Source organism: Desulfomicrobium apsheronum, from assembly GCF_900114115.1.
Classification (GTDB): Bacteria; Desulfobacterota; Desulfovibrionia; order Desulfovibrionales; family Desulfomicrobiaceae; genus Desulfomicrobium; species Desulfomicrobium apsheronum.
In genome coordinates this window covers 20,206-46,206 of sequence record NZ_FORX01000004.1, presented here as the reverse complement: position 1 = coordinate 46,206, position 26,001 = coordinate 20,206, and the positions used below count along the sequence as shown (strand labels likewise).

Annotated in this window: 24 protein-coding genes; 12 read left to right on the top strand and 12 right to left on the bottom strand. The window is 57.3% G+C overall.

Annotation, left to right across the window (positions count from 1 at the left end; translation table 11 throughout):
- Positions 1-31 precede the first annotated feature (31 nt).
- Both BMZ40_RS05825 and BMZ40_RS05815 read left to right on the top strand, forming a co-directional pair.
- The gene (locus BMZ40_RS05825) at positions 32-517 is read left to right on the top strand and encodes a FlxA-like family protein (RefSeq protein WP_092373174.1); all 486 of its coding nucleotides are present in this window, start codon (positions 32-34) and stop codon (positions 515-517) included.
- A gap of 289 nt (positions 518-806) precedes the next feature.
- On the top strand, positions 807-1,142 hold the full coding sequence (locus BMZ40_RS05815) for a helix-turn-helix domain-containing protein (RefSeq protein ID WP_092373173.1): 336 nt from the start codon (positions 807-809) through the stop codon (positions 1,140-1,142).
- Positions 1,143-1,331: 189 nt separating this feature from the next.
- Here BMZ40_RS05815 and BMZ40_RS05810 read toward each other — a convergent pair whose 3' ends face one another.
- The gene (locus BMZ40_RS05810) at positions 1,332-2,405 is read right to left on the bottom strand and encodes a lipid II:glycine glycyltransferase FemX (protein ID WP_092373172.1); all 1,074 of its coding nucleotides are present in this window, start codon (positions 2,403-2,405) and stop codon (positions 1,332-1,334) included.
- Here BMZ40_RS05810 and BMZ40_RS05805 point away from each other — a divergent pair.
- The 6 genes from BMZ40_RS05805 (at position 2,387) to BMZ40_RS05785 (ending at position 5,922) form a co-directional block, all read left to right on the top strand.
- Positions 2,387-3,046 (top strand): hypothetical protein, encoded by a 660-nt coding sequence (locus BMZ40_RS05805; RefSeq protein WP_143075551.1) that lies wholly within the window; start codon positions 2,387-2,389, stop codon positions 3,044-3,046. The genes BMZ40_RS05810 and BMZ40_RS05805 overlap by 19 nt on opposite strands.
- Positions 3,047-3,054: 8 nt before the next feature.
- Entirely contained in the window at positions 3,055-3,477 is a 423-nt protein-coding gene (gene rnk, locus BMZ40_RS05800; protein WP_092373170.1) for a nucleoside diphosphate kinase regulator, read from the top strand.
- Positions 3,478-3,482: 5 nt separating this feature from the next.
- Positions 3,483-4,736: a PAS domain-containing sensor histidine kinase gene (locus tag BMZ40_RS05795; protein WP_177193039.1), complete on the top strand. Its 1,254-nt coding sequence runs from the start codon at positions 3,483-3,485 to the stop codon at positions 4,734-4,736.
- Positions 4,721-5,332 (top strand): response regulator transcription factor, encoded by a 612-nt coding sequence (locus tag BMZ40_RS05790; protein WP_092373168.1) that lies wholly within the window; start codon positions 4,721-4,723, stop codon positions 5,330-5,332. The genes BMZ40_RS05795 and BMZ40_RS05790 overlap by 16 nt, the downstream gene beginning before the upstream one ends.
- Positions 5,333-5,398: 66 nt before the next feature.
- On the top strand, positions 5,399-5,551 hold the full coding sequence (locus tag BMZ40_RS19500; protein ID WP_177193038.1) for a hypothetical protein: 153 nt from the start codon (positions 5,399-5,401) through the stop codon (positions 5,549-5,551).
- Positions 5,548-5,922, top strand: coding sequence for a hypothetical protein (locus BMZ40_RS05785; protein WP_092373167.1), 375 nt, complete (start codon positions 5,548-5,550; stop codon positions 5,920-5,922). Before BMZ40_RS19500 ends, BMZ40_RS05785 begins: the two co-directional genes overlap by 4 nt.
- Positions 5,923-6,180: 258 nt before the next feature.
- Here the strand turns inward: BMZ40_RS05785 and BMZ40_RS05780 are convergent, their stop codons facing one another.
- From BMZ40_RS05780 to BMZ40_RS05750, 7 genes are all read right to left on the bottom strand, one after another.
- Positions 6,181-7,200 (bottom strand): nucleoside phosphorylase, encoded by a 1,020-nt coding sequence (locus BMZ40_RS05780; RefSeq protein WP_092373362.1) that lies wholly within the window; start codon positions 7,198-7,200, stop codon positions 6,181-6,183.
- A gap of 90 nt (positions 7,201-7,290) precedes the next feature.
- Positions 7,291-8,037: a sulfite exporter TauE/SafE family protein gene (locus BMZ40_RS05775; RefSeq protein WP_245751039.1), complete on the bottom strand. Its 747-nt coding sequence runs from the start codon at positions 8,035-8,037 to the stop codon at positions 7,291-7,293.
- Positions 8,038-8,271: 234 nt separating this feature from the next.
- Positions 8,272-8,988 (bottom strand): substrate-binding periplasmic protein, encoded by a 717-nt coding sequence (locus tag BMZ40_RS05770; RefSeq protein ID WP_092373166.1) that lies wholly within the window; start codon positions 8,986-8,988, stop codon positions 8,272-8,274.
- A 95-nt stretch (positions 8,989-9,083) separates the two neighbouring features.
- A complete protein-coding gene (locus tag BMZ40_RS05765) occupies positions 9,084-10,658 on the bottom strand; it encodes a methyl-accepting chemotaxis protein (protein WP_092373165.1) in 1,575 nt (524 codons plus the stop codon).
- Positions 10,659-11,255: 597 nt separating this feature from the next.
- The gene (locus BMZ40_RS05760; protein WP_092373164.1) at positions 11,256-12,095 is read right to left on the bottom strand and encodes an amidohydrolase family protein; all 840 of its coding nucleotides are present in this window, start codon (positions 12,093-12,095) and stop codon (positions 11,256-11,258) included.
- A 91-nt stretch (positions 12,096-12,186) separates the two neighbouring features.
- Positions 12,187-14,058, bottom strand: a complete 1,872-nt coding sequence (locus tag BMZ40_RS05755; protein ID WP_245751049.1) for a TRAP transporter large permease — start codon at positions 14,056-14,058, stop codon at positions 12,187-12,189.
- Positions 14,059-14,238: 180 nt separating this feature from the next.
- Positions 14,239-15,249, bottom strand: a complete 1,011-nt coding sequence (locus BMZ40_RS05750; protein ID WP_092373162.1) for a TRAP transporter substrate-binding protein — start codon at positions 15,247-15,249, stop codon at positions 14,239-14,241.
- A gap of 659 nt (positions 15,250-15,908) precedes the next feature.
- On the opposite strand from BMZ40_RS05750, the gene hpsG reads away from it, so the two are divergent.
- The 3 genes from hpsG to BMZ40_RS05735 all read left to right on the top strand — a co-directional run bounded on the left by hpsG (position 15,909) and on the right by BMZ40_RS05735 (position 20,999).
- Entirely contained in the window at positions 15,909-18,401 is a 2,493-nt protein-coding gene (hpsG, locus tag BMZ40_RS05745) for a (2S)-3-sulfopropanediol dehydratase (RefSeq protein ID WP_092373161.1), read from the top strand.
- A gap of 101 nt (positions 18,402-18,502) precedes the next feature.
- Positions 18,503-19,447 (top strand): (2S)-3-sulfopropanediol dehydratase activating enzyme, encoded by a 945-nt coding sequence (gene hpsH, locus BMZ40_RS05740; protein WP_092373160.1) that lies wholly within the window; start codon positions 18,503-18,505, stop codon positions 19,445-19,447.
- A 163-nt stretch (positions 19,448-19,610) separates the two neighbouring features.
- Positions 19,611-20,999: a sigma-54 interaction domain-containing protein gene (locus BMZ40_RS05735; protein WP_092373159.1), complete on the top strand. Its 1,389-nt coding sequence runs from the start codon at positions 19,611-19,613 to the stop codon at positions 20,997-20,999.
- A gap of 132 nt (positions 21,000-21,131) precedes the next feature.
- Here the strand turns inward: BMZ40_RS05735 and BMZ40_RS05730 are convergent, their stop codons facing one another.
- Both BMZ40_RS05730 and modA read right to left on the bottom strand, forming a co-directional pair.
- Positions 21,132-22,283 carry an iron-containing alcohol dehydrogenase gene (locus BMZ40_RS05730; RefSeq protein ID WP_092373158.1) on the bottom strand — a complete coding sequence of 384 codons (1,152 nt, stop codon included), beginning with the start codon at positions 22,281-22,283 and terminating at the stop codon, positions 21,132-21,134.
- 157 nt (positions 22,284-22,440) lie between these two features.
- A complete protein-coding gene (gene modA / locus BMZ40_RS05725) occupies positions 22,441-23,190 on the bottom strand; it encodes a molybdate ABC transporter substrate-binding protein (RefSeq protein WP_092373157.1) in 750 nt (249 codons plus the stop codon).
- Between the two features lie 170 nt (positions 23,191-23,360).
- Here modA and BMZ40_RS05720 point away from each other — a divergent pair, with 170 nt between their 5' ends.
- Entirely contained in the window at positions 23,361-24,497 is a 1,137-nt protein-coding gene (locus tag BMZ40_RS05720; protein ID WP_092373156.1) for a TOBE domain-containing protein, read from the top strand.
- 99 nt (positions 24,498-24,596) lie between these two features.
- Here BMZ40_RS05720 and BMZ40_RS05715 read toward each other — a convergent pair whose 3' ends face one another.
- Entirely contained in the window at positions 24,597-25,319 is a 723-nt protein-coding gene (locus tag BMZ40_RS05715; RefSeq protein ID WP_342707882.1) for a Rossmann-like domain-containing protein, read from the bottom strand.
- A 19-nt stretch (positions 25,320-25,338) separates the two neighbouring features.
- Positions 25,339-26,001, bottom strand: a complete 663-nt coding sequence (locus BMZ40_RS05710) for a molybdate ABC transporter permease subunit (protein WP_092373154.1) — start codon at positions 25,999-26,001, stop codon at positions 25,339-25,341.

Sequence of the window (26,001 nt, the reverse complement as noted above, 5' to 3'; positions counted from 1 at the left end):
GGCAGCATCTTCCTGCCGACAAGGAGGAAACATGGAGATCGGCGGCACGGAATCGGTCATGACCATGCGCACAGGCTATCCGGCTCGGGAGCGCGTAACTGGAAATAAACAGGCAAGTCAGGGGGATACGGTCAGCCTTTCATCGGAGGCCAAGCGTCTGCTTGAGTATTTCCGAAGCAAGCAGGTCAACGCCATGGACCGGGATGACACGCAAGGGACGTCCTCCGCCGCGACAACGGCATCCGTGGGCAAGGGCGCTGATGGCACGTCCAGCACGTCGGTCAAGGGCGTCGATGCCGGCGAAAGCTCCGGAGCAGCAGGCAATTCCGGGTCGGGCAGCCAGGTCGAGGATATCGAAAAGCGCATCAAGGACCTCATGGACAAGGTCAAGCACATCATGGACAGCGATCTGCCGCCCGAGCAGAAGCAAAGCGCTGCCGCCCCGTATCTGCAGCAGATCCAGGAGTTGCAGCAACAGCTGCAGCAGCTTATGACGGAGCAGTTGCAGGACGCCTAACTGCCTGCCCAAAACGGCGTTTTGTCACCGAGGAGGGGATGGCGTCCCGCCTCGGGACAGGGCGTGACGGATGAAATCGCTGGCATGTGAGTCCGTACGCATGGTGTTGCAACGGATACATAATTCTATTGGTTTTTCCATAACACGGCTGTTTCTCACAGATTATTTTCCGCTTTTGGTATATTCCCGGGCCTCATCAATAATTCCAGAAGAAAAATCGAATCAAACCCTTTTTATGTGGTTGTGTGGCAGGTGCGCAACAAAATCGCTGTCCTTGTGGAGATCATATATGTTGGAACTCACAAAAACGCTCCGTACTGACGGTTTGGTGGTCATCAGTGCCGCCATCCCCGCTGATCGCGTCGATGCCGTGGCCAGGGCCATCGTGGACGCGGTAGAGGCCAATATTCCGGCCGACGAGGTGTTCCCCGAGTCCACTCCGGGCAGGGTGCTGGCCGGGGCGCGAGGTTTGCGCGGGATGACCCAGGCTGCCCTGGCCGCCGTCATCGGCGTGCACAAGTCGCATATCTCCGGAATGGAACGCGGAGCCCGTCCCATAGGTAAGGGCATGGCCAAAAAGCTGGGCGAAGCTCTGGACATGAACTGGAAAGTGTTTCTGGGCTGACGAAAGACAGGGCGTCCGGATTTCTTTCCGACGCCCCTTCATGATCCTGTCGACAACACGACTGGAATCGCTCCCGCCGCATCCTTCATTTGTCATGAAAGCCTGAACAATATCTGCTTTCGCACCGATCCACTTTATCCACTTTCCCACACAAATCCAAAAGCAAGGTGCATGAAGCTCCGGCTCGTGTCAGGACGCGCGTTGCGTGGACCGGTAACGGGTCAGGCCCTCGGTGTTGCAGAAGCCCCGGTAGGCATCCTGGTCCAGGGGGAAGTCCCAGGAGCCGCTTCTGAGTTCGATCCTGCCTCCGAATCCGGTCTTGAAGCGGTACATGCCGTGAAACGGGTGCGCGGGGTCAAGTCCGGGGGAGACCGCGCCCATCTCGTAGGTCAGGCAACCGCGATCGCGGGCCAGGGTCATGGCTGTCCAGTGCATGAGATAGGGCGCCATGAGTCCGCGTTTCAGGCTGGATGACGCCCCGTAGAGAAAATTGGCTGCCTTGCCCGAGATGCCGATGATGGCTCCGGCCAGATTGTCCTCTCCGTGGCCGGCCAGCAGAAAGACAAGCTCCGAATTGCCCCTTGCGGCCAGCCGGCATTTGAAAAGGGCCGCGAAGTTCTCGAAGCTACACGACGCAAAGCCATTGCGTTGCGCGGTTTGGCAATACAGGGCGTGAAATTCCGGCAGGTTCTCCGCGCTGACCGTGCGTACAGTCACGCCTTTGCGCCCGGCCAGGCCTATGTTGTAGCGGGTCTTGGCCTTCATGCGTGCAAGGAGTGCATCGTCGTTTCCGTCCAGATCCACCACCAGCGAACTGGCCACGGTCAGATCCGTGTACGCTTTACGGATATTCCAGTGTCTGGTGCCCATGTTCATGCGCATTTCCCTGATTCTGGGCTCCGGAAACGCGGTCCACTCCCGCTTTTTCATTTCGTCGGCATAGAGAGACTTCCATGGCAGATCGTAGCGAATGAAGGCCACGTCAGGTCCCAGTTCCTTGGCCAAAGCCAGGGAGAAGTCTTCGAGAAACGGGCCGTAGTTTTCCTCATCGGGAGCGTACTCCGGCCCCTGGGGCACCACGGCGACCTTCTTGTCGCCGCAGGGCTGCAAGAGCACCAGGACATCTCCGCACTTTCTGGATTCCAGGTCGAATGCCAGGGGCTTGAATCCCTGCCGGGATTTGACCTGCGCCCAGTAGGGGGTCTGGAAGAAGATGTCGGTAGGCAGAAGCGCCTCCGGTTTTTTTGCGGAAAGATCCAACATTTCAGGCTCCTGTCGGTGATTTTTTAGTTGATTATCGGGCAATGAAAAGGGGGATGCGCCATCGACGCATCCCCCCAAGGCAAGTGCTGCAGAGGTATCCAGATTCAGATGCGCTGATGAAACTGCCGGGTTTTGGCAGTGGGGCTGTTTGTGATTCGAAAGGCCATGGTTTCCTCCTCGGCAGGGATTTGGCGCCGGGCAAGTCGGTTGGGACAAAGCGAAGGGGAGGCTTCCGCGCGGAAGCCTCCCCCAGGGAATGCCGGATTCAAAAGATGGAGATCTGCTATACGTATTTTTGCATTCATGCAAGACTGGTTATTATGTCGTGGATATTTTTTTTCAAAAATCGATTTTCAAGAACCTTTCTCAAAGAAATGCATGTTTTATTGCATAGCAAAAAAAATGAGATGAATTATTTGTCGGAAAAATTATTTCATCATAAAATTTTATGTGCGTTATATTTTAAGTCCGAGTGGTTTCATTTCAAGAAAATGAAATCGATTTGTAAGAATATTCTGTCAAACTTGACTATTTTCATCTTTCCGGACGATTGTCTTCTTTCACGCGCTTCCTGTCGCATGAACACGGATTTTTCTGTGTTGAATGCATCCGCACGCGTAAAAAAAGAAATGAGTGCATAAGGACAATCATGAACAGAAAACCAAGTATCACCATAACCTCTCTTGATGCCGAGCGTCTTGAAATACTTCTCGATTCCCTTCCAAAGGGGGGATTTGCCGGAAAAGCAGATCTTGAGGACGAGCTGGATCGCGCCATCATCGTTGACCCGAAAAATGTGCCGCCCAACGTGGTGACCATGAACTCCACCGTCAAATTCAAGCTCATGCCCGCCGGAGAGGAGTTCTGTCTCACGCTCGTCTATCCCGGTTCCAGCGGCCCCGCTGACGCACCGGGTTCGACGATTTCGATCCTGGCCCCGGTGGGCAGCGCGTTGCTCGGGCTCTCCATCGGCGATGAAATCCAGTGGCCCCGGCCCGGCGGAGGAATACTGCAGGTGCGGATCGAGGAGATTGTCTTTCAGCCTGAACGCGCCGGCGAATTCGATCTTTGAGCAGCGTGACCGATCGCCCCGGCCCAGTGCGTTTCTGCCGCCGCGATACGGAAGCTGCCGGGCTTGCTTCCCGGTCGCTTCTGATCCATACGATCCTCATGAAATCCCGCCTTCTGATTCCGCGCCTCAGGTCCCGCCAACGAGCGCTGCTGCATATGTATCGCACGGTGGCCGATTTTACCTATGATCTGGAGATCTGGATGGAGGCTGGCGGTTCGTTGCGCTATGTTTCTCCGTCGTGTCTGCGGGTGACGGGTTATCCGGCCCTGGACGCGCTGCGCGATGCGGATTTTTTTTCGCGGATCATCGACGCCGATGATTTTGCGAAATGGCGACAGGCCATGGATACCGGTCATGCACAGGATATTCCGGCCATGGATTTTCGCATTTGCCGCCGGGATGGGACCCGGATCTGGCTGTCCCAGGAAACGACCCGGGTCTTTGATCCGCGTGGCCGTTTCCAGGGCTGGCGCCTGTCCTTGCGGGACGTGACGGAGCGGGTGCAGACCCGCATCAGCCTGGACCAGGCCAGACAGAACCTTGCGGAGCGGGTGCGCGAGCGCACCGCCGAGCTGGAGCTTTCCCGCGAGAGATACCGGGCTCTCTCCGGATACCTGCAGGACCGCATCGAAAAGGAGCGGGCGCACATTTCGCGCGAGATCCACGATATTCTCGGGCAGGACCTGACCGCCATGAACATGGGCCTGCACCGCCTTGAACGCTCCTTTCATGACCCGGACGACGGGCGGCTCGCCCAGCTCGCGGAGTTGCGCGCCCTGGTGGCCGGGACCCTCGAAACGGTGCGCCGCATTTCACGGGAACTGCGTCCGCCCATGCTCGACGAGCTGGGTTTCGTCGAAGCCGTGGCCTGGCAGATCCGGACCTTCGCGCAGGCCTCCGGACTTCGCGTGGACCAGCAGCTCGGCCATCTCCCCGACCTGCCTGGCGATCTGGCCACGGCCATGTATCGGGTGCTGCAGGAGTGCCTGACCAATGCCGCGCGGCATTCGGGTTGCAGCCGACTGCATGTGAGCGTGCAAACCATGGATGGTAAGTTCGAGATGCTGGTGACCGACAATGGACGGGGCATAACACCGGAGCAGGCCGATTCGTCCAGTTCGCTGGGGCTGCTGGGGATGCGTGAACGGGTCCGGCTGGTGGGCGGCTGTCTTGCCATCACGAGGCTGCCCAAGGGCGGAACGGAAATTTTGGTCAGGGTGCCCCTGACCGGGGAGAGTGGCTCATGCGATTGCTCATAGTGGACGACCATGCGGTGGTGCGGCGCGGCACCATGAACATCATCATCGACCGTTTTCCGGACTGTGAATTCTCGGAGGCCGGCACCCTGCATGAGGCGCGGCTGGTCCTCGGGGACACGCGTTTTGATCTCGTCATTCTGGACATTTCACTGCCCGACGGAAGCGGTCTCGATTTTTTGGAGTTCGCGCGGGAGCATGATCCCGGATTGCCGGTTATCATGCTCAGCATGCACCATGAGATTGAATACGCCCAAAGGTGCCTGAGCATGGGCGCGCGTGGCTATCTGAGCAAGAATTCCGCCCCCGAAGAGCTCGAAGAGGCCATGACCGCCATCCTGGACGGGGGCATCTACGTCAACCCCTCGCTGCTTGACTCGCGCAGGCCGACAACGATCATGGACACCCTGTCCCGTCAGGAACGCGACGTGGCGCGCAGGCTCGCACAAGGCGAAACCATGACCGCCATCGCCCAGGCCATGGGCGTCAGCGTCAAGACCGCCAGCACCTATCGTACCCGGGCCATGCGCAAACTTGACATCGGCACCACCTCCGGGCTCATTCGCTTCATGCTCGAACATGGTCCGGCTGGCATGTGATCATGTCGGAGAAATCCGACAAGGTTGCGTCAGGCCCGCCGGGCAGGCTACAAATCAGGGATAATCATGGAAGAAATTGGCACACTGTTTTTGCTGGCAGGCTTTCTGGGATTGGCGTTGTCGCTGTTCATGCTGGGCGGAAGGAAACGCAGACCGAGCCGATCGCTGCCGGACAACTTTGACTTCGTGAACCGCAAACAATCCGAGCACCGACGATGAGCTTGAGCCTTGAAGATCTTGAACTGCGCGCCTTCGATCCTCCGCATCTGGGAATGCCCGGCTGGGCCTGTCAGGCCGGGCGCTGGGAGGATAGTGGTCGGTTCGTGGAGATTTTCGTGGCCGTGCGCGACGGCAGAATCATTGATGTGGGTTTTCTGACCAACATCCCCGGCGACGGCCTTGTCTGCGCCTCGGCCTATTGCGACGAGGTGCTGCAAAAGACCGTGGAGGAAGCCCAGGCGCTGCGGGAGCAGGACATCCTGGCCCTTTTTCCCTCCCCCAAGCGGGAGGATGCCGCCTTGCAGGACATCCTCAGAATCTGCGTCGACGCGGGTGTGAGGTCGATCACGGCCTGTTCGCCCGAGCCGTAGCCGGGGCCGCTCCAAAAGTCGCGAAAGCCCCTCAGACATCATTTATCCATCAGGATAATCCTTTCTTTTCAGACGCTTAAAAAAGCATAGATCCCCTTCTTCAAGAGGATGACGACTTTTGTTTGCGCTGTACCTTAACAGGGTGTTCGTAGTGTTCCGGCTCGTTTTGAGCCAACTTCAGGCATGGACTGCTCTTGATTCGCGCTCTAAGCCTGCCCGCAAGTCATCCCCGCGCAGGCCGGGATCCACTCCGTCATTCTAGTCCCGCAATGCTGAATCCCGACGCGTTGAAAGCGCGGCCAGGGCCAATAGCGCTGTCTTTGTCGCGCCTTCGATGGCGGTCAGGTAATCGTGATCGAAGGTATTGTCGCGCCTGTTTGCGATGACCGGGCAGATTGCCCCTCCCCAGTGCCCCAGCCCGCCGAGAAAGTGCAGCAGAAAGCTCGCTTCCATCTCCATGTTCTCGATCCGCAGTCCGTCCAGACCGGGATCGAATTCGCTGAAAATCCTGTCCAGCTCCGGCGTGCTTGGTCGAAGCCGTGAGATGTCTCGGCCCTGGGGCGCGAAAAAACCGCTGCTTGAGACCGTGAGGCCTGTTCTGGCTGCAACCCCAAGTTCCTGTGCGGCTTGCGTCAGCGCCCGGACCACTGCCGGTTCCGCGCGGGAGACATAGGGGTGGATTTTTCCCCGGAACCGTGAGTCCGGCCTGGCCGCCTTCTCGACCACTTGCGCCAGTTCCTGTTCCAGGCGCGCGCAGGTCTGGTCCGGGCAGGGCGTTTCGTAGAACAGCCCGGTGTTGTCCATGCCTAAGGCGTAGGCGGTGATGATGGATGTGCCGAGCCGCGTCGACGCCTGTAGGCCTCCGGAAGTTCCGACCCGGATGATGTGCAGCCTGGGGAAGAGCGGCTTTGGCGTGCGCGTGGCGAAGTCGATCTCGCAGAGCGCCACCAGTTCGTTGAGCACGATCTCAAGGGATGGGGTGCCCATGCCCGAAGTCGCCACGGTGGCTCGCAAGGGTGAAATGATCGTGGTCCGGCCCCCGGTCGCGCAGGACGTGCCCGTGGCCGTGACCAGACCCCGGTGCTCCCGTTCGACCTCCAGGTCATGCAGAAAGGTCCGGGCGATGAATTCGGCCCGACCAGGGTCGCCGACCAGCAGGATATCCGGCGCGAGCTGCTCGGGCGTGATCTGAAGATGATAGATGCGCCCTTCGGCATCGATGGGCAGGTCGGCGGCGGAGCAGGGCGGGGCGGGGAAGAGATCAGGTTTCGTGTTCATGGCCGGCATCTATCCAAGTTTATTTCGGCTAGCCAGTGTCCCTTTCAGGATACGGCAGGGCATGGACACGGCAGGGCAGGCCCGCGTGAATTATGCGCCAAGCGCCTTTACGGCCATGTTCAACCCCATGATGAGGATCATCAGGAAAAGGATCCGCTGAAAAATTAGATCCCGCATCCGTCCGGAAACGCGCATCCCCGCCCACGCGCCGAGGGATACCGAAGGCAGGGCCACCGCGAGGAGCGTCAATGACTGCGCGCTGTACAGCCCGGCCAGGGCGTGGGCCGCGACGATGAAGAGGCCGCTGACGATGAAGAATGCGCCAAGGGCGGCCTTGATCTGCTGCTGCGTGCCGCCGCGCAGGGACAGGTATACGGCCAGAGGCGGGCCGTTGAATCCGAAGGCCGTGCCAAGTCCGGTGGAGAGGAATCCGGCCAGCATGCCCCAAGGCGCGGCTAGTTTCCGTTTGTTCACTTGCGTGCCGCTCAGGCCCCAGATCGAATAGGCCACGAGCAGGGCTCCAAGTCCGAGTTTCAACCCGGATTCCGGGACATTTTTAAGTATCAGCACGCCGCTGACGGCTCCGGGCAGTCCGCCCAGAATCATGGCGCGTATGCCGCAGGAATCAAGGTGCTGCCGGTAATTCCAGGCCATCTGGACATTGAGCGAGAGGACCACCAGCCCGCAGGTGGAGACGGCCAGCTGCATGTCGAGTCCCGCCGCCACGATGGGCATGGCCACCAGGGCCGCGCCGAAGCCGACGATGCCGTTGACGAAACCGCCAAGGAGCCAGCCGAACATGGTGGTGAGAAAGGCGTGTGAAAAGTCGATATTCATGTGAGAAGCTCTGCTCGGTTCGGGTGTCGTGAGTCACGGCTTGTGCAATCTCTCAACCGGGAACGGGACGGCGCTGTTCCTGGCCGCGCATCGGGGCTATCTGATATTTTTCAGATTTGGAAGTGCAGGCTTATAATTCCATTAAATTATTAAAGATGATGCGTGATTGATTTTCGGATGTAAAAAAGGGAGGCATCAGGCTGCTTAGCCATAATGCCTCCCTTTTGTATCATTCTACTTGTTTAGAATGTCTTCAGCGTATTGTTTCTGCAGTTTTTCAAGTTCGCCGGAAGCAGTCATCTCCTTGATGACTGCATCGATCTTCTCCACCAGATTCTTGTTCTTTTCATTGACATAATGGTAGAGCGGATGAACCTTGAGAGGTTGTTCCACAGGAACCACGTCAGTGATCCCTGCATTCTTGAGGATGACCATGCCGTTTTCAAGGCTGGTGAGGGCTACTTCGGCGCGGCCTGCCTGGACGAAAGGCATGAGCAAATCTTCGCTTGGCACTTCGTGCACGTTTTCCAGGCCGGCTGTGATGTCCTTGGTGTGGGCCACGCCACGGGTGATGGCAATGGAGAATTTCTTGAGTTCGTCAGGACTTGAGAGCTTGATGTTGCTGTCTTTTCTGACAAACGCCTGGGTCGTGAGCGCGGAGAGCGGCGTTGGAACGCGGACCAGCGAAGGATATTTTTCGCCGACGCTCCAGATGCGCAGGGCCTCGCCATCTTTTTCCCCGGAGCTCGCAGCTTCCAGGGCGCGGACCCCGGACATGGCTTCGACTTCGATCTCAATTCCGGCGCGTTTGTAGACTTCCTTGAGCAGGCGTTCGCCTATCTCCTGTTCTGGAAGGTTTTCAATACGGACAAATGTGTACTCCGGAGCTGCCATGCCTACTGCCGGGATAAGCATGCACGCCGCAAGAAAAAATAATGCGATCTTTTTCATTCTTCCTCCATGTTGTTACGTTAACGTGTTGAATGGATAAACTGGATTTATCGTCTTGCCTGGGATTCCCCTTGGTATAGGGATCTCCTTGGCCTTCAGATTTTGAACTTGCCGACAAGAGTGTTCAGACTTTTCGCCAGAGCGCTCAATGCTTCGGAATTTTCCTGCACTGTCCCCGCCATGTTGGATATGTCCCCTGAAGTGCCGCTGACATCGTCAACGCTTCGTGCAATTTGACGAGTAACAGTGTCCGCGTGGGCAACATTTTCGTTCACCTCCTTGACGCCCTGGGACGCTTGCCCAACGTTGTCCGCGATGTCGCGGGTCGTCACGGATTGCTCTTCGACAGCCGCTGCTATGGTGGCCACGATCTGATCGACGTCGCCGACGATCTGGCTGATATGATGTATTTCGCCGACGGTGGTTCCGGTTGCGCTCTGAATGCCCTGGATTTTCTCCCGGATTTCCTCGGTGGCCCGAGCGGTTTGCATGGCCAATTCCTTGATTTCATTTGCCACGACAGCAAAGCCGCGCCCTGCCTCTCCGGCCCGGGCGGCTTCGATGGTTGCGTTCAAAGCCAGGAGATTGGTCTGGGAGGATATGGCCGTAATGGTTTCGGTGACCTTGCTGATCTCTTGCGCGGCGCTGCCGAGTTCGTTGACTCTCTCTGAAGCCTCTGTGGACTTGAGCACCGCATTTCCCGTGATGTCCTTGGCCTTGGCGGTGTTTTGCGAAATTTCATGGATGGTTGAACTCATTTCCTCGGAAGAAGCGGCCACTGTACCGATATTGACAGCGAATTGTTCCATCGCGGAAGCCACGGAATTCATGTTGCCGCTCATGGAGTTCAATGATGTCGAGGCGCTATTCGATTGTCCGGTCATTGCCTCGGCAGATGTCGAAAGGGTGGAGGAGAGTTGCAGAAGATTCTGGGCAGACGTTTCAAGGCGCTGGGCGTTGTCCACCACTTCGGTAATGATGGCGCGGATTTTATCGATGAATATGTTGAACCAGTCCGCCAGTTCCTGGATTTCCGTTCCGGATTTGTCCTCAAGGCGCCTCGTCAGGTCGCCTTCGCCCTCCGCGATATCCTTGAGCATGGCGATCATTCCCTGCAGTGAACGCGTAATCGTGCGCCGAACGAAAAACACGATGCCAAGGATCAGTATGGCGTCCACCACGATGACGCGCAGTATCGTGGCCAGCAGTGTTTCGCGAAGCGTCTCGTTCAGGAACTTTTTGCTCATGAACAGTGTGAGTTCGCCCAGGTCGGTCTTTTTGCCGCTTTTCTCGTAAACCAGGGGAATCGTGATTGTTTCATAGTTCCCAGGTTCCACGGGACTTTCCAGAGTGACGGCATTCCAGGTTTTATCCCGCACCACTCCGGTAATGAGCTTGTCCTTGTGCATGATCGTGGCGGCGTAAAGATTCCGATTGGTCATTTCACTTTCAAGCACGCCCTTGGCTCCATCAGCATTCATGTCCCAGAGCGGTGCAACCAGGTTTACAGCCAATCTTCCGGAGATGATTTGCATATCCTGATCCAGTGATGAGGTCAGCTCTGAGCGTTCCCTGATGTAATCCATGGCACCAAGCCCGCTCAAAACAAGAGTAACGATAGCTGCAATGAAGCCCACCATAAGAATTTGCAAGCTGCGTCTTTTTTTCATCGAACTTCCTTAAAGATTAATAAAGTTTATATGTTTAAATAATATATATTATTTATGATATTTATTGATTTATAATAAATTTGAAATATTTTATTATTGACGACACTGCAATAAGTCGCAAAGTAACCTGAGTATCATTCCCGCGTAGGCTGGAACACATTCTTTTAAGATAGTTAAAAAAGCATGGCTCCATTTCTTCAAGGGGATGACGACTTTTTGCAGTGATCTTATTCTTATTAAGTTTTTTTCATTTTATTCCAGTGCATTTTATATTCTATATAATTTGGTCCGATCCAAATCATTTCGCCTGTTAAGGCGACACAGTAAAAAGTCGCGAAAGAACCTGAGTGTCATTCCCGCGCAGGCGGGAATCCATTTTTTTCAGATGGTTAAAAAAGTTTGGCTCCCCTTCTTCAAGGGGATGATGAATTTTTGCAGTGACCTCTGTTAAACGTCGACGAGAAGTACAGCGCCTCGCTCAAGGCCACTCAATAAAGGCTCGGATGGTTTCAAAAGGGTTGTGGTCGTGTCGACAGTTCGTTCTTTGAGCCCCCTGGGGAGCGCCGTGGCGTCATCCCCAGGGGGCTAAAGGAGTGGCTAGTTGCGGTGAAGGCCCAGGATGCGGCTTGCGTTTTCGTACATGACCTTGCGGCGAACTTCGTCGCTTAGGGGGAAGGATGCGTAGGCGTCAAGGGCGTCTTTGAGTTCGATGAACGGGTGGGCGCTGGCGAAGACGACCTTGTCCTGGATGATGGTGCTCATGGCCTGCACGAAAACGTCGGCCATGGGCGCGCGTTCGTATTCCGAGAAATCCATGTAGACGTTGGCGTTGCGCAGGCAGGCGTAGACGCTTTCGTTGACGTACGGATAGCCGCCATGGCTCATGATGATGGTCAGTTCAGGGAAGTCGCGGGCGACCTGATCGACGTGACGGGGATCGGCGTAGTCCATGATGGCGCCGGGAACCTGCGGCGGAGGGGCCATGGTCACGAACACGGGTAGATTCAGTTCCGCGCACTTGGTGTACAGCGGATAGTAGCGGGCCTCGCAGGCCGGGATGTGGGCCAGATAGGGGTCGATGGCGATGCCCTTCATGCCGTGTTCTTCGACGGCCCTGACAATTTCGTGCACGGCGGCCATTTTCTTGTGCGGATCGATGCCCCAGAAACCGATGAACTTTTCGGGATAGGCCTTGCAAAACTCCAGCACGCTCCCGTTGTTGGCCGGGGAGCCGTAGGTGGTTTCGCAGTCGCGGCCGGTGATGACCGCGCGTTCGACGCCGCGCCGGTCAAGATCGGCCACGATCTCGTCCAGGGGCTGGGCCTGGCGGGCGTCGAACCCGATGGCCTTGCAGGCTGCCTTGAACATGGCGCTGTTTTTGATGCCGTTGATTATCTCAGGAGTGTTGGGGCGGAAACGGAAATCAATGATTTTCATGGACAAAGTCTCCTTATCCGGGCTTGACAGGTGCGTCAGCCGGGTTTGAAAAGTGCCGCCGGAATGTCCGGCGGCATTTGTTACGGGTGCGTTATTTCGAGATGAAGAAGAGCGGTACTTCTGGGATGTAGGTGATGATCAGGAGCACCACGATCATGAGCAGAATCATGGGTATGACGGACTTGGACAGCTCCGAGAGTTTCGCCTTCGAGATGCCGCTGGCGACGAAGAGGTTCACTCCGACGGGCGGGGTGATGAAGCCGATGGCCAGGTTGACGACCATGATGATGCCGAAATGCAGCGGGGAGACACCCACGCCGGTCACGACGGGCAGTAGGATGGGGGTCAGGATGACAATGGCGGCCAGGGCTTCCATGAAGATGCCGACGATGAGCAGCAGGACGTTGATGAGCAACAGGATGACCAGCTTGCTCTCGGTGACGCTCAGGATGGCGCGGGCGATGGTGCCCGGCACGTCCTCGATGGTCATGATGTTGCCGAAGAGGGTGGCCATGGCCATGAGCACGATGATCGTGGCGGATGTCTCGGTGGCTTCGACGCAGCAATTGAACAGTTTCTTGAAGCCGATCTCGCGGTATACGAAAACGCCGACGATCAGGCCGTAAAAAGCCGCGACAGCCGCCGCCTCCGTGGGCGTCATGAGGCCTCCGTAGATGCCTCCGAGCACGATGACGGGCACCATGAGCGCCCACTTGGCGTTCCAGAATGCCTTGCCCAGCGTCTTTACGCTTCTTTCGCGCACTTCACCGTGCCAGTTGCGGGCCTTGGAGAAGAAATAGGCATAACCCATGAGCACAAGCCCGGTCAGAACACCAGGCACGATGCCGCCCAGGAAGAGGTCGCCGATGGAGACCTGGGCCGAGATGCCGTAAACCACGAAGGGATTGCTGGGCGGGATCATGACGCCGATGGCGCCCGCAGCCGCAACCAGTGCGCCCGCGAAATATTTGTCGTATCCGCGTTCCACCATGGCCGGAACGGTCAGCGCTCCGATGGCAGCGACGGTGGCCGGGCCGGAGCCGCTGATGGCTCCGAAGAACATGCAGGTCGCGACGGTGACCAGAGCCATGCCGCCATACAGTCCTCCGAGCATCTCGTCGGCCAGGGAGAGGAGACGTTGCGAAAGGCCGCCCGCGCCCATGAACACGCCCGCCGCGATGAAGAACGGGATGGCCATGATGGGGAAACTGTCGATGGATGTGAAGGCCGTCTGCGCCAGGTACTGAATGGGCAGGGTGTCGGCGCAGATGACCGTGGCCAGGGTGGACAGTCCGAGGGAGATCGCGATGGGGACGCCAAGAAGGCACAGGACCACGAAATATCCGAACAGGGCCGGCAGCGGTTCGATGTACTCCGCGACGAAGACCGGAGAGACGACCAGGGCCACGCATGCGAGCGCAAACAGGGTGTCCTTCAGGCCGCAGATGCGAACCTGGCGGCCCAGGCCCTGAAGCAGGCGCAGGCTCATGAGCCCGAAACCTACCGGCAGAACCATGTACGGGATTATGTAGGGAATGCCCAGGGCCGTCGTATGCTGGGGAAATTCGAGCAATCTTTCGATTTGCGACCATCCCGTCCAGCAGATGGTGAGCGTGAGTATCAGGAAGAACGTGTCGACCATGACCCAGCTTGCATTTTGCCAGCGCAGAGGGAGCTTGTCGAAAATTATGTCGATGCGGATCGAACTGCGTTTTTTGATGGCCACGGAGAGTGCCAGGTACGTTATCCAGATGAAAATGTACCGGGAAAGCTCTTCACTCCAGACCGCCGCGCCCGCAGTGTCTGAGAAGTGGGTTATTAGGTATCTGTAAGTGGTCTGGAAGGTGATGAAGAGGATTATCAGCAATAATCCCGAAACAAGGAATATTTTTTCGAAATTTTCATCGATCCAGGCCCAGCACTTCGACTGAGTGTCTGGCGCGTTGATTTGTGTGATGGGCATTGCGCCGCAGGTGATTTCCTGATCCATGTGGTCTCCCTTTTGCCTCATTTTATGTGGACCATCCGGTCAAATCCCCTGCAAGTCGAGCATGCCGCAAAGTTTGATGCACTTCACGATGTTCAGGGGAGACAGGTTTGTCTTTTCACCCCCGGACTTGCTTCCGGGGGTGAAAAGGGAATGTTATTGCTGTGTTTCGTTCAAGAGCTTGAGCAGATTGGCGGGAATCTGCTCTGCGAATTTATCACGCACGGGCGCGGTGAGTTCCTTGAGCTTGGCGCGTTCGGCGTCGTCCAGGATGGTGATCTCGATTCCCTTCTCCTTGAACGCTTCCCAGGCCTTCGCCTCAAGGCGGACAGTTTCCTCGCGCTGCCACTGCAGTGCTTCGCGTGCGGATTCGCCAAGGATGCGCTGCTGGTCGGGAGTGAGGCTGTCCCACTTCTTTTTGTTCATGAGCAGAAGGTGCATGCTGTAGTTGTGGTTGGAGTCCATGGCGTACTTCAGGACTTCGGTGTGCTTGGCGTCGTTGAGCAGGGAAAACGTGTTGCCTTCGGCATCGACAGTGCCCTGCTGCAAGGCGGTGTAGGTCTCGCCCCAGGCAACCGGAGCGGGGTTCATGCCAAGCGCGGTGGCCACGGCAACCTCGACGGGAGAGTCAGTGGTGCGGACCTTGAGGTTTGCCAGATCCGCCACGGTGCGGATGGGCTTCTTGGTGCTGACGAAGTTTCTGTATCCGTACTGGCTGAACATGAGCGTGGTCAGGCCGATTTCGTTGGAAAGCTTCTCCAGTTCCTGGCCGAGTTCGCCTTCATCGAGGGCCTTGTACAGGTTTTCCTGATACTTGGGAGCGGTTATGTAGGGCAGGTCCAGGGCCATGTAGGCCTTGTTGAAGCTGGCCATGTTCGGGGAGGAGCATGAGGACATGTCCAGCGTGCCGGCCTGGGCCGCTTCGGTGGTCACTCTGTCGCTGCCGAGCTGGGCATTGCCGAAGATCTGAATGCGGATCTTCCTGTCGCTTTTCGCTTCCACCAGTTCCTTGAACTTTTCGTAGCCGACGGTGACGTTGTTACCTGGAGCCATCGGGTGTCCAAGACGAAGGGTCAGCGGCTTTCCGGCCTCGGCGGCGTTGAAGCTCCCGGACAAACCGATGGCGGCCATGAGTCCCAGCGCTGCAAAAACGATCTTCTTTTTCATTCTTCCTCCAAAAATTTAAGTTTTGACCAGTATTGCTCTGCAATTGTTTGGCTGTCGCCCTCTGATCACGGGTGTTGATGGTCCCTGAGCAGAATACATGCCAGAGAAAAAAGCCGATCAGCAAATATGCTACGTTGAAAAGTGTTTTAAATCCAGATGGTTGGAATTGTGCAGTGCATAAATGCGGCAGAGTGTGGGAGGTGTCGTTGCAAACTTGCAACTACTGGGAAATGTTCTTGTCAGAAGCGCTGCTTTTGGGAAAAAAATCACAAAACGGTGTCATACGTAAGCTCTTTAAGTTGGCTTTCGGGTTTTGCGACGGTTTTGGTAGTAAATTTTGAGCATCTCGTCGCAAATTTGCAACTCTTTTTTTGCCTGAAAAGAAGTTTTTTTACGCTTTGTTGCAAATATGCGACGGGCGCGATTCGTTATTTTTTTCTCAAAAGACCGAAAAGACACCATAACTCCGGAAACCGTATCTTTTCATGTGGTTATAAGATTTGGCACAAAGAATGCTCAGAAGCAGGCAGTTCAATAATCCCGAAGCATGTCTGTGAAGAGAAGAATTGAATACGATGCTAAAAATAGTCCAATGACTAATTTTCGGGATTTAAGTTCTCATAAGATTCAATCAATAAACTTAGATCAGGAGTAAGAACATGACTCGCTTTACTTGTGGATGCATGTCGCCTCAGGAAGAACGCCTTTATAATCAGATTGAAGGCAAGGAAGATAAATTCAGAAAGACCCACAGTCGTGTCTTCAAGCTCCTGGAAAAATTTGACGGACAGAAACCGCGCATCGATGTCGAGCGTGCCTTGTATTTTACACAGTCGATGCAAGAGACTGAAGGACAGCCTCTTGTTCTGCGTTGGGCAAAGGCTCTGAAGCACATCGCCGAAAACATGACTGTTTACGTTCAGGAAGATCAGCTTTTGCTGGGTCGCGCCGGTTTCGACGGCCGCTACGGCATTCTCTATCCTGAACTCGATGGCGACTTTCTGGATATCGCGGTGCGCGACCTGCCCACCCGTACGCAGTCTCCCGCGACCATCACTCCCGAGGACGCAAAGATTGTCGTCGAGCAGATCGCTCCCTTCTGGAAGGGCAAGACCTTTCACGAGAAGCTCAACGCCGCACTGCCCGAGGAAGTTCACAAGCTGACCTACGACGATCCGGAAGGACTCATGTCCCGTTTCATCGTCAACGAGACCGCCTCGTTCCGTTCCTCCATCCAGTGGGTGCATGACTTCGAGAAGATTCTGAAGCGCGGCTTCAACGACATCAAGCGCGAAGCCGAAGCGAAGCTGGCCATCCTTGATCCGTTGAGCCCCAAGGACAATTGCGAGAAGAGACCTTTTCTTGAGGCCATCGTCATCGTCAGCGATGCCATCGTGCATTGGGCCAAGCGCCATGCCGTGCTTGCCCGTGAAGTGGCGGAGAAGGAAACCGACCCGGCCCGCAAGGCGGAGTTGATCCGCATGGCCGAAAACGCCGAGCACGTTCCCGGCGAGCCCGCCCGTGATTTCTGGGAAGCCTGTCAGAGCCAGTGGTTCACGCAGATGTTCTCCCGCATCGAGCAGAAGACCGGCACGACCATTTCCAACGGCCGCATGGACCAGTATTTTTTCCCTTACTACGCCCAGGACGTCGAGGCGGGCAAGCTGACCGAAGAGCAGGCCATGGAGCTTCTGGAGTGCATGTGGGTCGGCATGGCCGAATTCATCGACATGTACATCTCTCCCACGGGCGGCGCTTTCAATGAAGGCTACGCGCACTGGGAAGCCGTGACCGTTGGCGGACAGACCCCGGACGGACGCGACGCCACCAACGACCTGACGCACCTGATCCTGAAGTCCAAGCGCGAGTTCCCGCTGCATTACCCTGACCTCGCCGCCCGCATCCACAGCCGCTCCCCCGAGAGCTACCTGTGGGACGTGGCCGAGACCATCAAGGACGGCTCGGGCTTCCCCAAGCTGATCAACGACGAGGAGATCGTGCCGCTGTACGTCTCCAAGGGCGCGACCTTCGCCGAGGCCTATGACTACGCGGTGTCCGGCTGCACCGAGGCGCGCATGCCCAACCGCGACACCTACACCTCGGGCGGCGCGTACATCAACTTCGCCGCCGCCGTGGAAATGGTGCTGCGCAACGGCCGCATGAAGAAATACGGCGATGCCGAGCTCGGCCTGAAGACCGGCGATCCGACCACGTTCGCCACCTGGGAGGAGTTCTGGAACGCATACGTGCAGCAGCACCTGCTTTTCCTGCGCGCCGCCTTCGTGCAGCAGTACAAGATCAACAAGATCCGCGCGACCTGCTTCGCCCAGCCCATGGGTTCGGCCATGCACGACCTGTGCATGAAGCATTGCATCGACCTGCATCAGGAGCAGATCCCCGAGGGCATCAACCTCGGTTACTTCGAATACATGGGACTCGGCACTGTCGTTGACTCCCTTGCGGCCATCAAGAAGCTGGTCTTCGAGGACAAGAAGCTGACCATGCAGCAGATCATCGACGCCATCGACGCCAACTTCGAAGGGCACGAAGACATCGAGGCCCTGCTGCGCAGCGCTCCCTGCTACGGCAACAACGACCCCTATGCCGACAGCATCGGCCGTGAAATCGACAGGATTTCCGTCGAATACGGCGGCAAGTACAGCAAGGAACTGGGCATGCACAACGACGTGCGCTACGTGCCCTTCACCTCCCATGTGCCCTTCGGCAAGGTCGTCAGCGCGACCCCCAACGGACGCAAGCAGTACACTCCGCTGTCCGACGGCTCCTCCGCCTCCCACGGCGCGGATGTGAACGGGCCTACCGCCATCCTGCTCTCGAACTACAACACCAAGAACTACGGCATGCGCGACCGCGCGGCCCGCATGCTCAACATCAAGTTCACTCCCAAGTGCATCGAGGGCGAGCAGGGCACGGAAAAGCTCGTGTCCTTCATCCGCACCTTCTGCGACCTGAAGATATGGCACGTGCAGTTCAACGTCATCAACCGCGACACCCTCATCGCGGCCAAGAAGGACCCGCAGAAGTACCGCAACCTGATCGTGCGCATCGCAGGCTACAGCGCCTACTTCGTGGATCTCTCCCCCGATCTCCAGAACGACCTCATCGCTCGTACGGAGCATGGAGATATCTAAAAAAAACAGGGGGCTTCGGCCCCCTGACCTTTTCCGTTCCTGGAATCGGCGCCGGGACCGCCCGTCGGTCCTTCCCATCGCGTAAACCATCGAGGAGTCTCATGAGCGCGCTAGAAGACAAAAAGAAGAAAGGTCTGGTGTTCAACATCCAGAAATATTCCGTGCACGACGGCCCCGGAATCCGAACCATCGTGTTTCTGAAGGGTTGCCCCTTGTCCTGCAACTGGTGCAGCAATCCCGAGTCGCAGAAAAGCGAACCCGAGTTGGCCTTCAATGCCGGCCGCTGCCTCACCTTCTCAAAATGCACGCGCTGCCTGCAGGCCTGTCTGCGCGGCGCGATCATACGTGAGGCGGACGACACGCTGCGCATAGACCGCGCGCTTTGTGACGGGTGCCCGAAAAATTGCGCCGAGGCGTGTCCATCCCAGGGGCTTATCGTCTACGGACAGGAGCGAAGCGTCGATGATGTGCTGAAGGTCGTTGAGCAGGATGCGGCGTTCTACACCAGATCCAGCGGTGGATTGACCCTGTCCGGAGGGGAGCCGCTCATGCAGGGCGAGTTTGCCCTGGCTTTGCTGCGCGATGCGCGTCGTCGCAGAATCAAGACGGCGGTGGAGACGTGCGGGATGGTTCCATGGAAGACGCTGGAGGCCGCGTCCGAATATCTGAATTACGTCTTGTACGATATCAAGCATATGGATAGCGGGATTCATGAGGCACAGACCGGATGTTCCAATGAGCGGATTCTCGACAATTTCAGGAAGCTCGCCCTGCTTGATCCGGACAAGACGATTCTGGCCCGCACTCCGGTGATTCCCGGATTCAATGATTCGGAGGAGGCAATCATCGCCATTGCGAAGTTTCTGGAACCATTCCCGAATGTGCGCTACGAAATGCTTCCCTATCATCGTCTCGGGACACAGAAATATCATTTTCTCGATCGTGTTCCGCCCATGGATGAAGTCACGCTGGATAAATCCGTCATGCCAAGACTGATTGATGCCGCACGAAGCGTTCTTGGAGACAGGGTCGAAGTGGCGAAATAGTATTGATGCAATATTTATAATTTGAATTTATACATCACTTATTTTGTCATTAATTGATATTTGTGACGGTAGATTGATGTCATATTCATATTTTACATAGCATTGTATTAAAAGGCAGCTCGTCAGGGTTGCCTTTTTTTTTAAGCCGTGAGAGATTTTTTGCATGCCAAACCGTTCCATGGATTTTCTTTCAAAGAACTTTGAATACATACTTGATGCTCTTCCCGACGGAGTGTTCATCTCGGACGTTTCGGGCGTGACCCTGCGTGTCAACCGCATGTACGAGCAGCTTACCGGGCTCAAGCAGGAGCAGGTGCAGGGCAAACAGGTGCGCGCACTTGTTGAGAACGGAGTCTTCGACAAGATCCTGAACCCTGAAATAGTACGCACCGGCAAGCCCGCCACCCACGTGCAGCAGTTGCAGAACGGGAAGAAGCTGGTCCTGTCGGGATTTCCCGTATTCGATGATTCCGGGGCCCTGCGCCTGGTGGTCACCTTCGTGCGCGACATCACCATGATCACGCGCCTCAACGATCAGATGGAGGAACAGCGACACCTGATCGAGCAGTTTCATGAGCAGATGGCCTATATCGCCCAGGAGCGCAGCAAGACGCTGACCCCGATTTTTGAAAGCGAGGTGATGCAGGGCGTGGTGAGCATGCTCCAGACCGTGGCCCCCACCGACGCCTCCGTGCTCCTGCTCGGCGAGACCGGCGTGGGCAAGGATGTCTTCGCGCGTCTCACGCACGCACACAGTTCGCGCAAGGACAAGATCTTTCTCAAGGTGGACTGTGGCGGTATCTCCGAAACCCTGACCGAGTCCGAGATGTTCGGCTACATGCCGGGCGCCTTCACCGGCGCGTCGAGTAAGGGCAAGGCCGGTTATTTCGAACTGGCCGACGGCGGTACGGTTTTTCTGGATGAGATAGGCGAGCTGCCGCTGTCCATGCAGACCCGGCTGTTGCGTGTCTTGCAGGACGGGGAGATCATGCGCGTCGGCGGGAGTCGTCCGAGCAAGGTGGACGTCCGGATCATCGCCGCCACCAACAAGAATCTGGCCGAATGCGTGGAGACGGGGACCTTTCGCCGCGATCTTTTCTATCGCCTGAATGTGGCCACGGTAACCATCCCGGCGCTGCGCGAGCGGCCCGACGACGTGCGCCCCCTGGTCGAGCATTTCCTGCGCTATTATGCCACCAAGTACAGCAAGAGCATGGCCGTCATGGAGGTCGCCATGGGCATCCTGTCACGCTATCAGTGGCCTGGAAACGTGCGGGAATTGCAGAACATGATCCATGGACTGGTCATAACCCACAAGGGAACCCTCGTGTCCCCGCGCGACCTTCCCGCCTCCGTCTCCGAGGGCCTGGCGCGCGAGCGGTGCTACACCGACGACATCCTGACCGGCGGGCGCTCGCTGAAGAACATCATGGCCGATATCGAGCGGGATTTTCTGCAGCAGGCCCTTGAAGTTCACGGTTCGGTGCAGAAAGTTGCCGATCTTTTCCAGGTCGATCGCAGCACGATTTTCAGGAAGGTCCAGAAGAAGTGACGCCGGGGCGGTTGCCCCGGCATCTGGACGCAGACATTGCCTGACATGGCGCGTTCCTTTGACAGGCTTGTTTTGCCTTGCCAGTGTTCTTCGGATGCTGCCGCGTAACGTCGGCGCAGGGTGTGCTTCGATCTAAAAATGCCTTTCGATCAGTTTTTCCAGTTCGTCGGCAGTTCCCTTTCGGGGATTGTTGTCCATCAGCCGCCGCGTCGCGGCCGCGCGTTCCGCGATGCCCCGAATATCCTCACGCTTCACCCCATGGGCTTCAAGGCCAGGCTTGACGCCAAGATCAAAGAGCAGCTTTTCAAAACCGGCGACGGCGCTTTGTGCGCGTTCGTCCATGTTGTTTCCAACGACGTCGCTGCCGAGTATTTCGGCGATCCGGGCGTATTTTTCGGGGCTGGCCAGGCAGTTGAAGGCGATGCCCATGGGGGCCAATGCGCCGACGAGAAGGCCGTGGGGGATGTGATACGTCGCCGGGACGGCCATGGCGATGGCGTGGATTACTCCGTTCTGCGTGTTGGAAAAGCCCATCCCGGCCAGGGCCGAAGCGTAGAGCATGTTTTCCCTGGCCTCGATGTTGCCGCCGTTTGCGTAGGCTTCGCGGATGCTGGCCGCGATCATGCCCATGGCCTGCACGTTGGGGCAGTCCGTGAACGGGGTGGCGCTGAGATTGACGTAGGACTCCATGGCGTGGACGAGGGCGTCGAGCCCCGTGGACGCTGTTATGCGTGGCGGCATGGAGACGGTCAGTTCCGGATCGAGCACCACCGCCCTGGCAAAGAGATGATCGCTGACGATGGCTTTTTTGGAATTCGACGCGACATCCGCCACGACGCTGATGGATGTCATTTCGCTCCCGGTCCCGGCCGTGGTGGGAACGAGGAATGTTGGCAGGCATGGTGCGGGGACAAGATCGACCCCGAAGTATTTTTCAAGGGGCCCCTCGCTTACGGCCAGCAAAGAGGCAGCTTTGGCGGTATCGAGGACGCTTCCCCCGCCAAGTCCGATGACGGCGTCCGCGCCGAACTTCCTGAGACAGGCCGCGCACTCTTCAACCAGTGACGGGGTCGGCTCACTGGAGACCCCGGAAAATATTTCCACCGGGATGTCGTGTCGTGCCAGGGATTCGACGAGGGGTTTGTGGCAATCGTTTCGGATGCTGCTCCCGCCCGCTATGATGAAAACGCGTGACGCTCCATGGCGCATGACTTCATCGCCGATTCTTGCCGAGGAACCTCTGCCGTGAATGATTTTTCCGACCGTTTGAAATGTGTGAATCATGCTTGCTCCAGAATGTTTTTTATCGATTCAGAACAAAGCAAGATTCAGGCCTGGCGGGTAAATTTGGGGTTTTCAGGAATGAAAATGCAAAAAAAGACGTCAGGCCAATGATCCGGTGCAACGAATCATTGGCCTGACGGAATGCAGATCATGAATTTCAGGGTCTTTTGAACCCGAACCTGCCCAGGATGCCCTGTCCTTCCTCCGACTTCACGAAGTCAATGAATGCCTGGCCCATTTCCTTTTCCCTGGACGCCCCAAGCAGGGCGACGGGGTAGGTGATGGGCTTGTGTCCGGCGATCTCGGCCGTGACCTTGACCTTGTCTGCGCGCAGGGCCGCGTCCGTGGCGAAGACGAATCCTGCCTGGACCTCTCCTCTGGCCACGTAGTCGAGGGCCTGGCGCACGCTTTCGGCAAGGACGAATTTGGGGGTCAGCGCCTCATACAGGCCCGCATGTTCAAGAGCGACCTTGGCGTAACGCCCGGCCGGAACGGAGTCGGGGTTGCCGATGGCCACGAGCTTGACTTCTTTTCCCTTGAGCGCGGCTGGGTCGTTCAGGGGCAGACCACCTTCTATGGGCACGATCAGGACCAGGGCGTTGCCCGCGAAATTGACGCGGGTGGCCGGGTCGATAAGCTTCTCGGCCCTGTCCATGGTCGCCTGGTCGGCCGAGGCGAAGACATCCACGGGAGCGCCTTGCTCCATCTGTTTGAGTAGCGCACCGGAAGAAGCGAAATTCAGGACCAGAGTGGTTTCGGGATGGGCCTTCTCAAATGGTTCCTTCATTTCCGTGAAGGCGTTGGTCAGACTGGCGGCCGCCGAGACAAGAAGGTCCCCTGCCATGGCGGGAGTGGACATGAGGACAATGCAAAGCGACAAAATTGTATGCAACGATTTAAAATTCATGGGGCTCTCCTTTTTTGATTGCATTTTTACTGGCCTGAAGATCACCTGTTTGGCAATATGGTCACGCAAGCATGATAAAGCGTGACTGTATTGATCAGACCGCTGCGTTTCGTGCATCGCTCGATGTGTACTATTGCATGCTTTGCAAAAATATGTTGGCGGGAGAAAAAATGCACAAATTGGACCAACTTGATCCGAATACATTGATTCAGCTGTCCTTTCTGGCGCAGGAGGAAATGAAACGCCGGGGATTGGAGGAATCGGAGGGCGTGCTAAAACGCGCTCCCAAGGCGGCCCGGATTTTTCAGGTGCCCGAGTCGGTCAAGTATCTCGAACCCGGCCAGCTTGAAACCCTGACGCGTTCTTTTCGCGAATGGCTGCATGCGGCCCGTGATGCGCGGACTCGTCAGGCACGCACTCGCATCTGGCTCCTTTTCCTCCTTTTGCGTTACACGGGCATGCGTCTTGGGGAGGTCCTCGATCTCGATGATTGCGCTGACTTCGACCTCGCCCGGGGCGTGGTCATGGTCCGGGGCGACGCGCCTCGCGAAATCCCTCTGCCGACCGAGGTTGTGGACGCCCTGGCCCTTTTTTTCGAGCATCCCATGAGCATGGAGCTGCGGGGGCAGATTTTTCGCATGGACCAGGGGTATGTGCGCCGCAAGTTCTCCGAACGCGGCCTTGGCACTGGCATCCCCCGGGAGCTTTTGAATCCTCGGGTGCTCCGTCATTCCAGGGCCGTGGAGCTGCTGCGCGGCGGGGTACCGCTGGTCGTGGTCGACGCCATGCTCGGCCATCAGAGTCCGTCCTCCCAGTACGTCAGCTTTTCCGATGCCGACACCCGGCGGATCATGAACCATTATATTTTGGAAGAGAAAAAGATGAAGACTTCAGCCAGAAATATGTTCGTCGGTCAGATCAGCGCCGTGCGCGAAGGAATGATCCTGAGCGAGGTTGAGGTAACCACCGCCTCGGGTCTGCGGGTCGTGTCCGTCATCACCAAGGAAAGTTACGAGAACCTGGGACTGAGCATGGGCATGACCGTCATCGCGACGGTCAAGGCTCCCTGGGTGGTGCTGGTCAAGGAGGATTCCATGTTCAAGACCAGCGCCCGCAACAAGTTCTGCGGCAGGATCTCGGCCGTCAACACGGGGCAGATCGCGGCCGAGGTGGTGGTGGACCTTGCCGACGGCACCAAGATCACTTCGCTCATCACCGATGAATCCGTGAGCAACCTCGATCTCAAAGTCGGCGACGACATCTGCGCCATGGTCAAGGCCTTCTCGGTGATCCTGACTCTTGAATGACACCTGTTCCGCCCTTTGGTGAGCGGGCCTGACGGGCCTGGCGTCTTGAGGCGTCAGGCCCGTTTTTTTTCAGAACTGCACTGCCAGCTTGGCGAAAATCTACATGCTTTTCGGGCAGTAACGTTCCCATCCCATGATGCTGGCCGCTCCGGCGATCGTCGTTCCGTAAAAAATGACCGGCTTCGAATTCAGGAACATGTCGATGGATCCGTTGGCCAGGGTCGTGCCCGTGACCAGCAGCAGGTCCGCCCAGCGCATGACTTCCTCGGTGGCCCAGCCGCCTTCGACCAGTGCCCCGTGTTTGATCTGCCCGATGTTGTCCGGGTCAAGGTCGAGCACGCGCATTTCAAATTCGTCGCTCAGGGCCTTGATCATGGCGGGCTGGTAGCCGACCATCCCGATTTTCGGCTGGCCGTGCGCGGCGCGAATGTGTCCGGCGATGAGCTTTGAACACTCGGCGGGGCCTGCGTCCTTGCAGTGGACGGTGCACTCGGTCTGACCCACGCTGCGCATGACCGCGTTCAGGGTGGCCACGAAAATCGCCTGCGACATGGGCTCTGCAAGGTCGAGACTGGCGATGTCGCGCAGACGTCCCCGGTAATTGCCGTAGGTGTCGGTGAAGGCCTGCCCCTTTGCTCCCTTGAAGGATGCTTCCATGAGCTTTTCCTTGCCTTTCTGGATCGGAAAGTCGTGTCCTTCCGGCTTGCCGATGGCCTGCTCGACGGTCAGTGGCGCGGCCGTGACCTCGACGCTTTCATCCATGAGTCCTGCCTCGTCCCATATAGTGATGGCCCGTGCGCGGACCTGTTCCAGAATAGTCATCATTTTCTCCGTGGCATGTTCAGATCGCGGACATGCGTTTGAGGGTGAAGAGCATCGTGCCGGACAGCGTGGCGATGATGGCGCACAGCACCATGGCCCGATCCAGTTCTCCGGTAAAGACGCAATTGTAGATTTCCAGCGACAGTGTGTTGGTCTTGCCGATGATGTTGCCGCCGAGCATGAGCGTGATGCCGACCTCTCCCATGGAACGGCACAGGGCCAAGAGCCAACTGCTCAGCACGGACTTGCGTATGGCCGGGAGCAGGACCAGGACGAATGTCTGCCATTGCGTTTTTCCAAGCACCGCCGCCACTTCCGAGAGGCGTTTGCCCTGGCTGCGCAAGGCGGCCTCCACGGGTTTGACCATGAGGGGCAGTCCGGCGATGACCGAGGCCAGCACCAGACCGGGGGAGGAGAAGACCACGTCTATGGGCAGCACGCGCCCCAAAGGTCCGTTTCGTCCCAGCAGCATGAGCAGGATGAAGCCCGTGGCGATGGGCGGGAAGACCAGCGGCACGGTCACCAGAAAATCGACCGCCGAACGCGCGGCGCAAGGTCTGCCGCACAGGAAATAAGCCAGCAGCACCCCCAGAGGAAGCAGGATGCCGCCAGCCAGGGCCAGGATCTTCAAGGACAGAATGAGCGGGCCGAGGGTCCTTGGATCGGTCAACAGTTCCGTCAT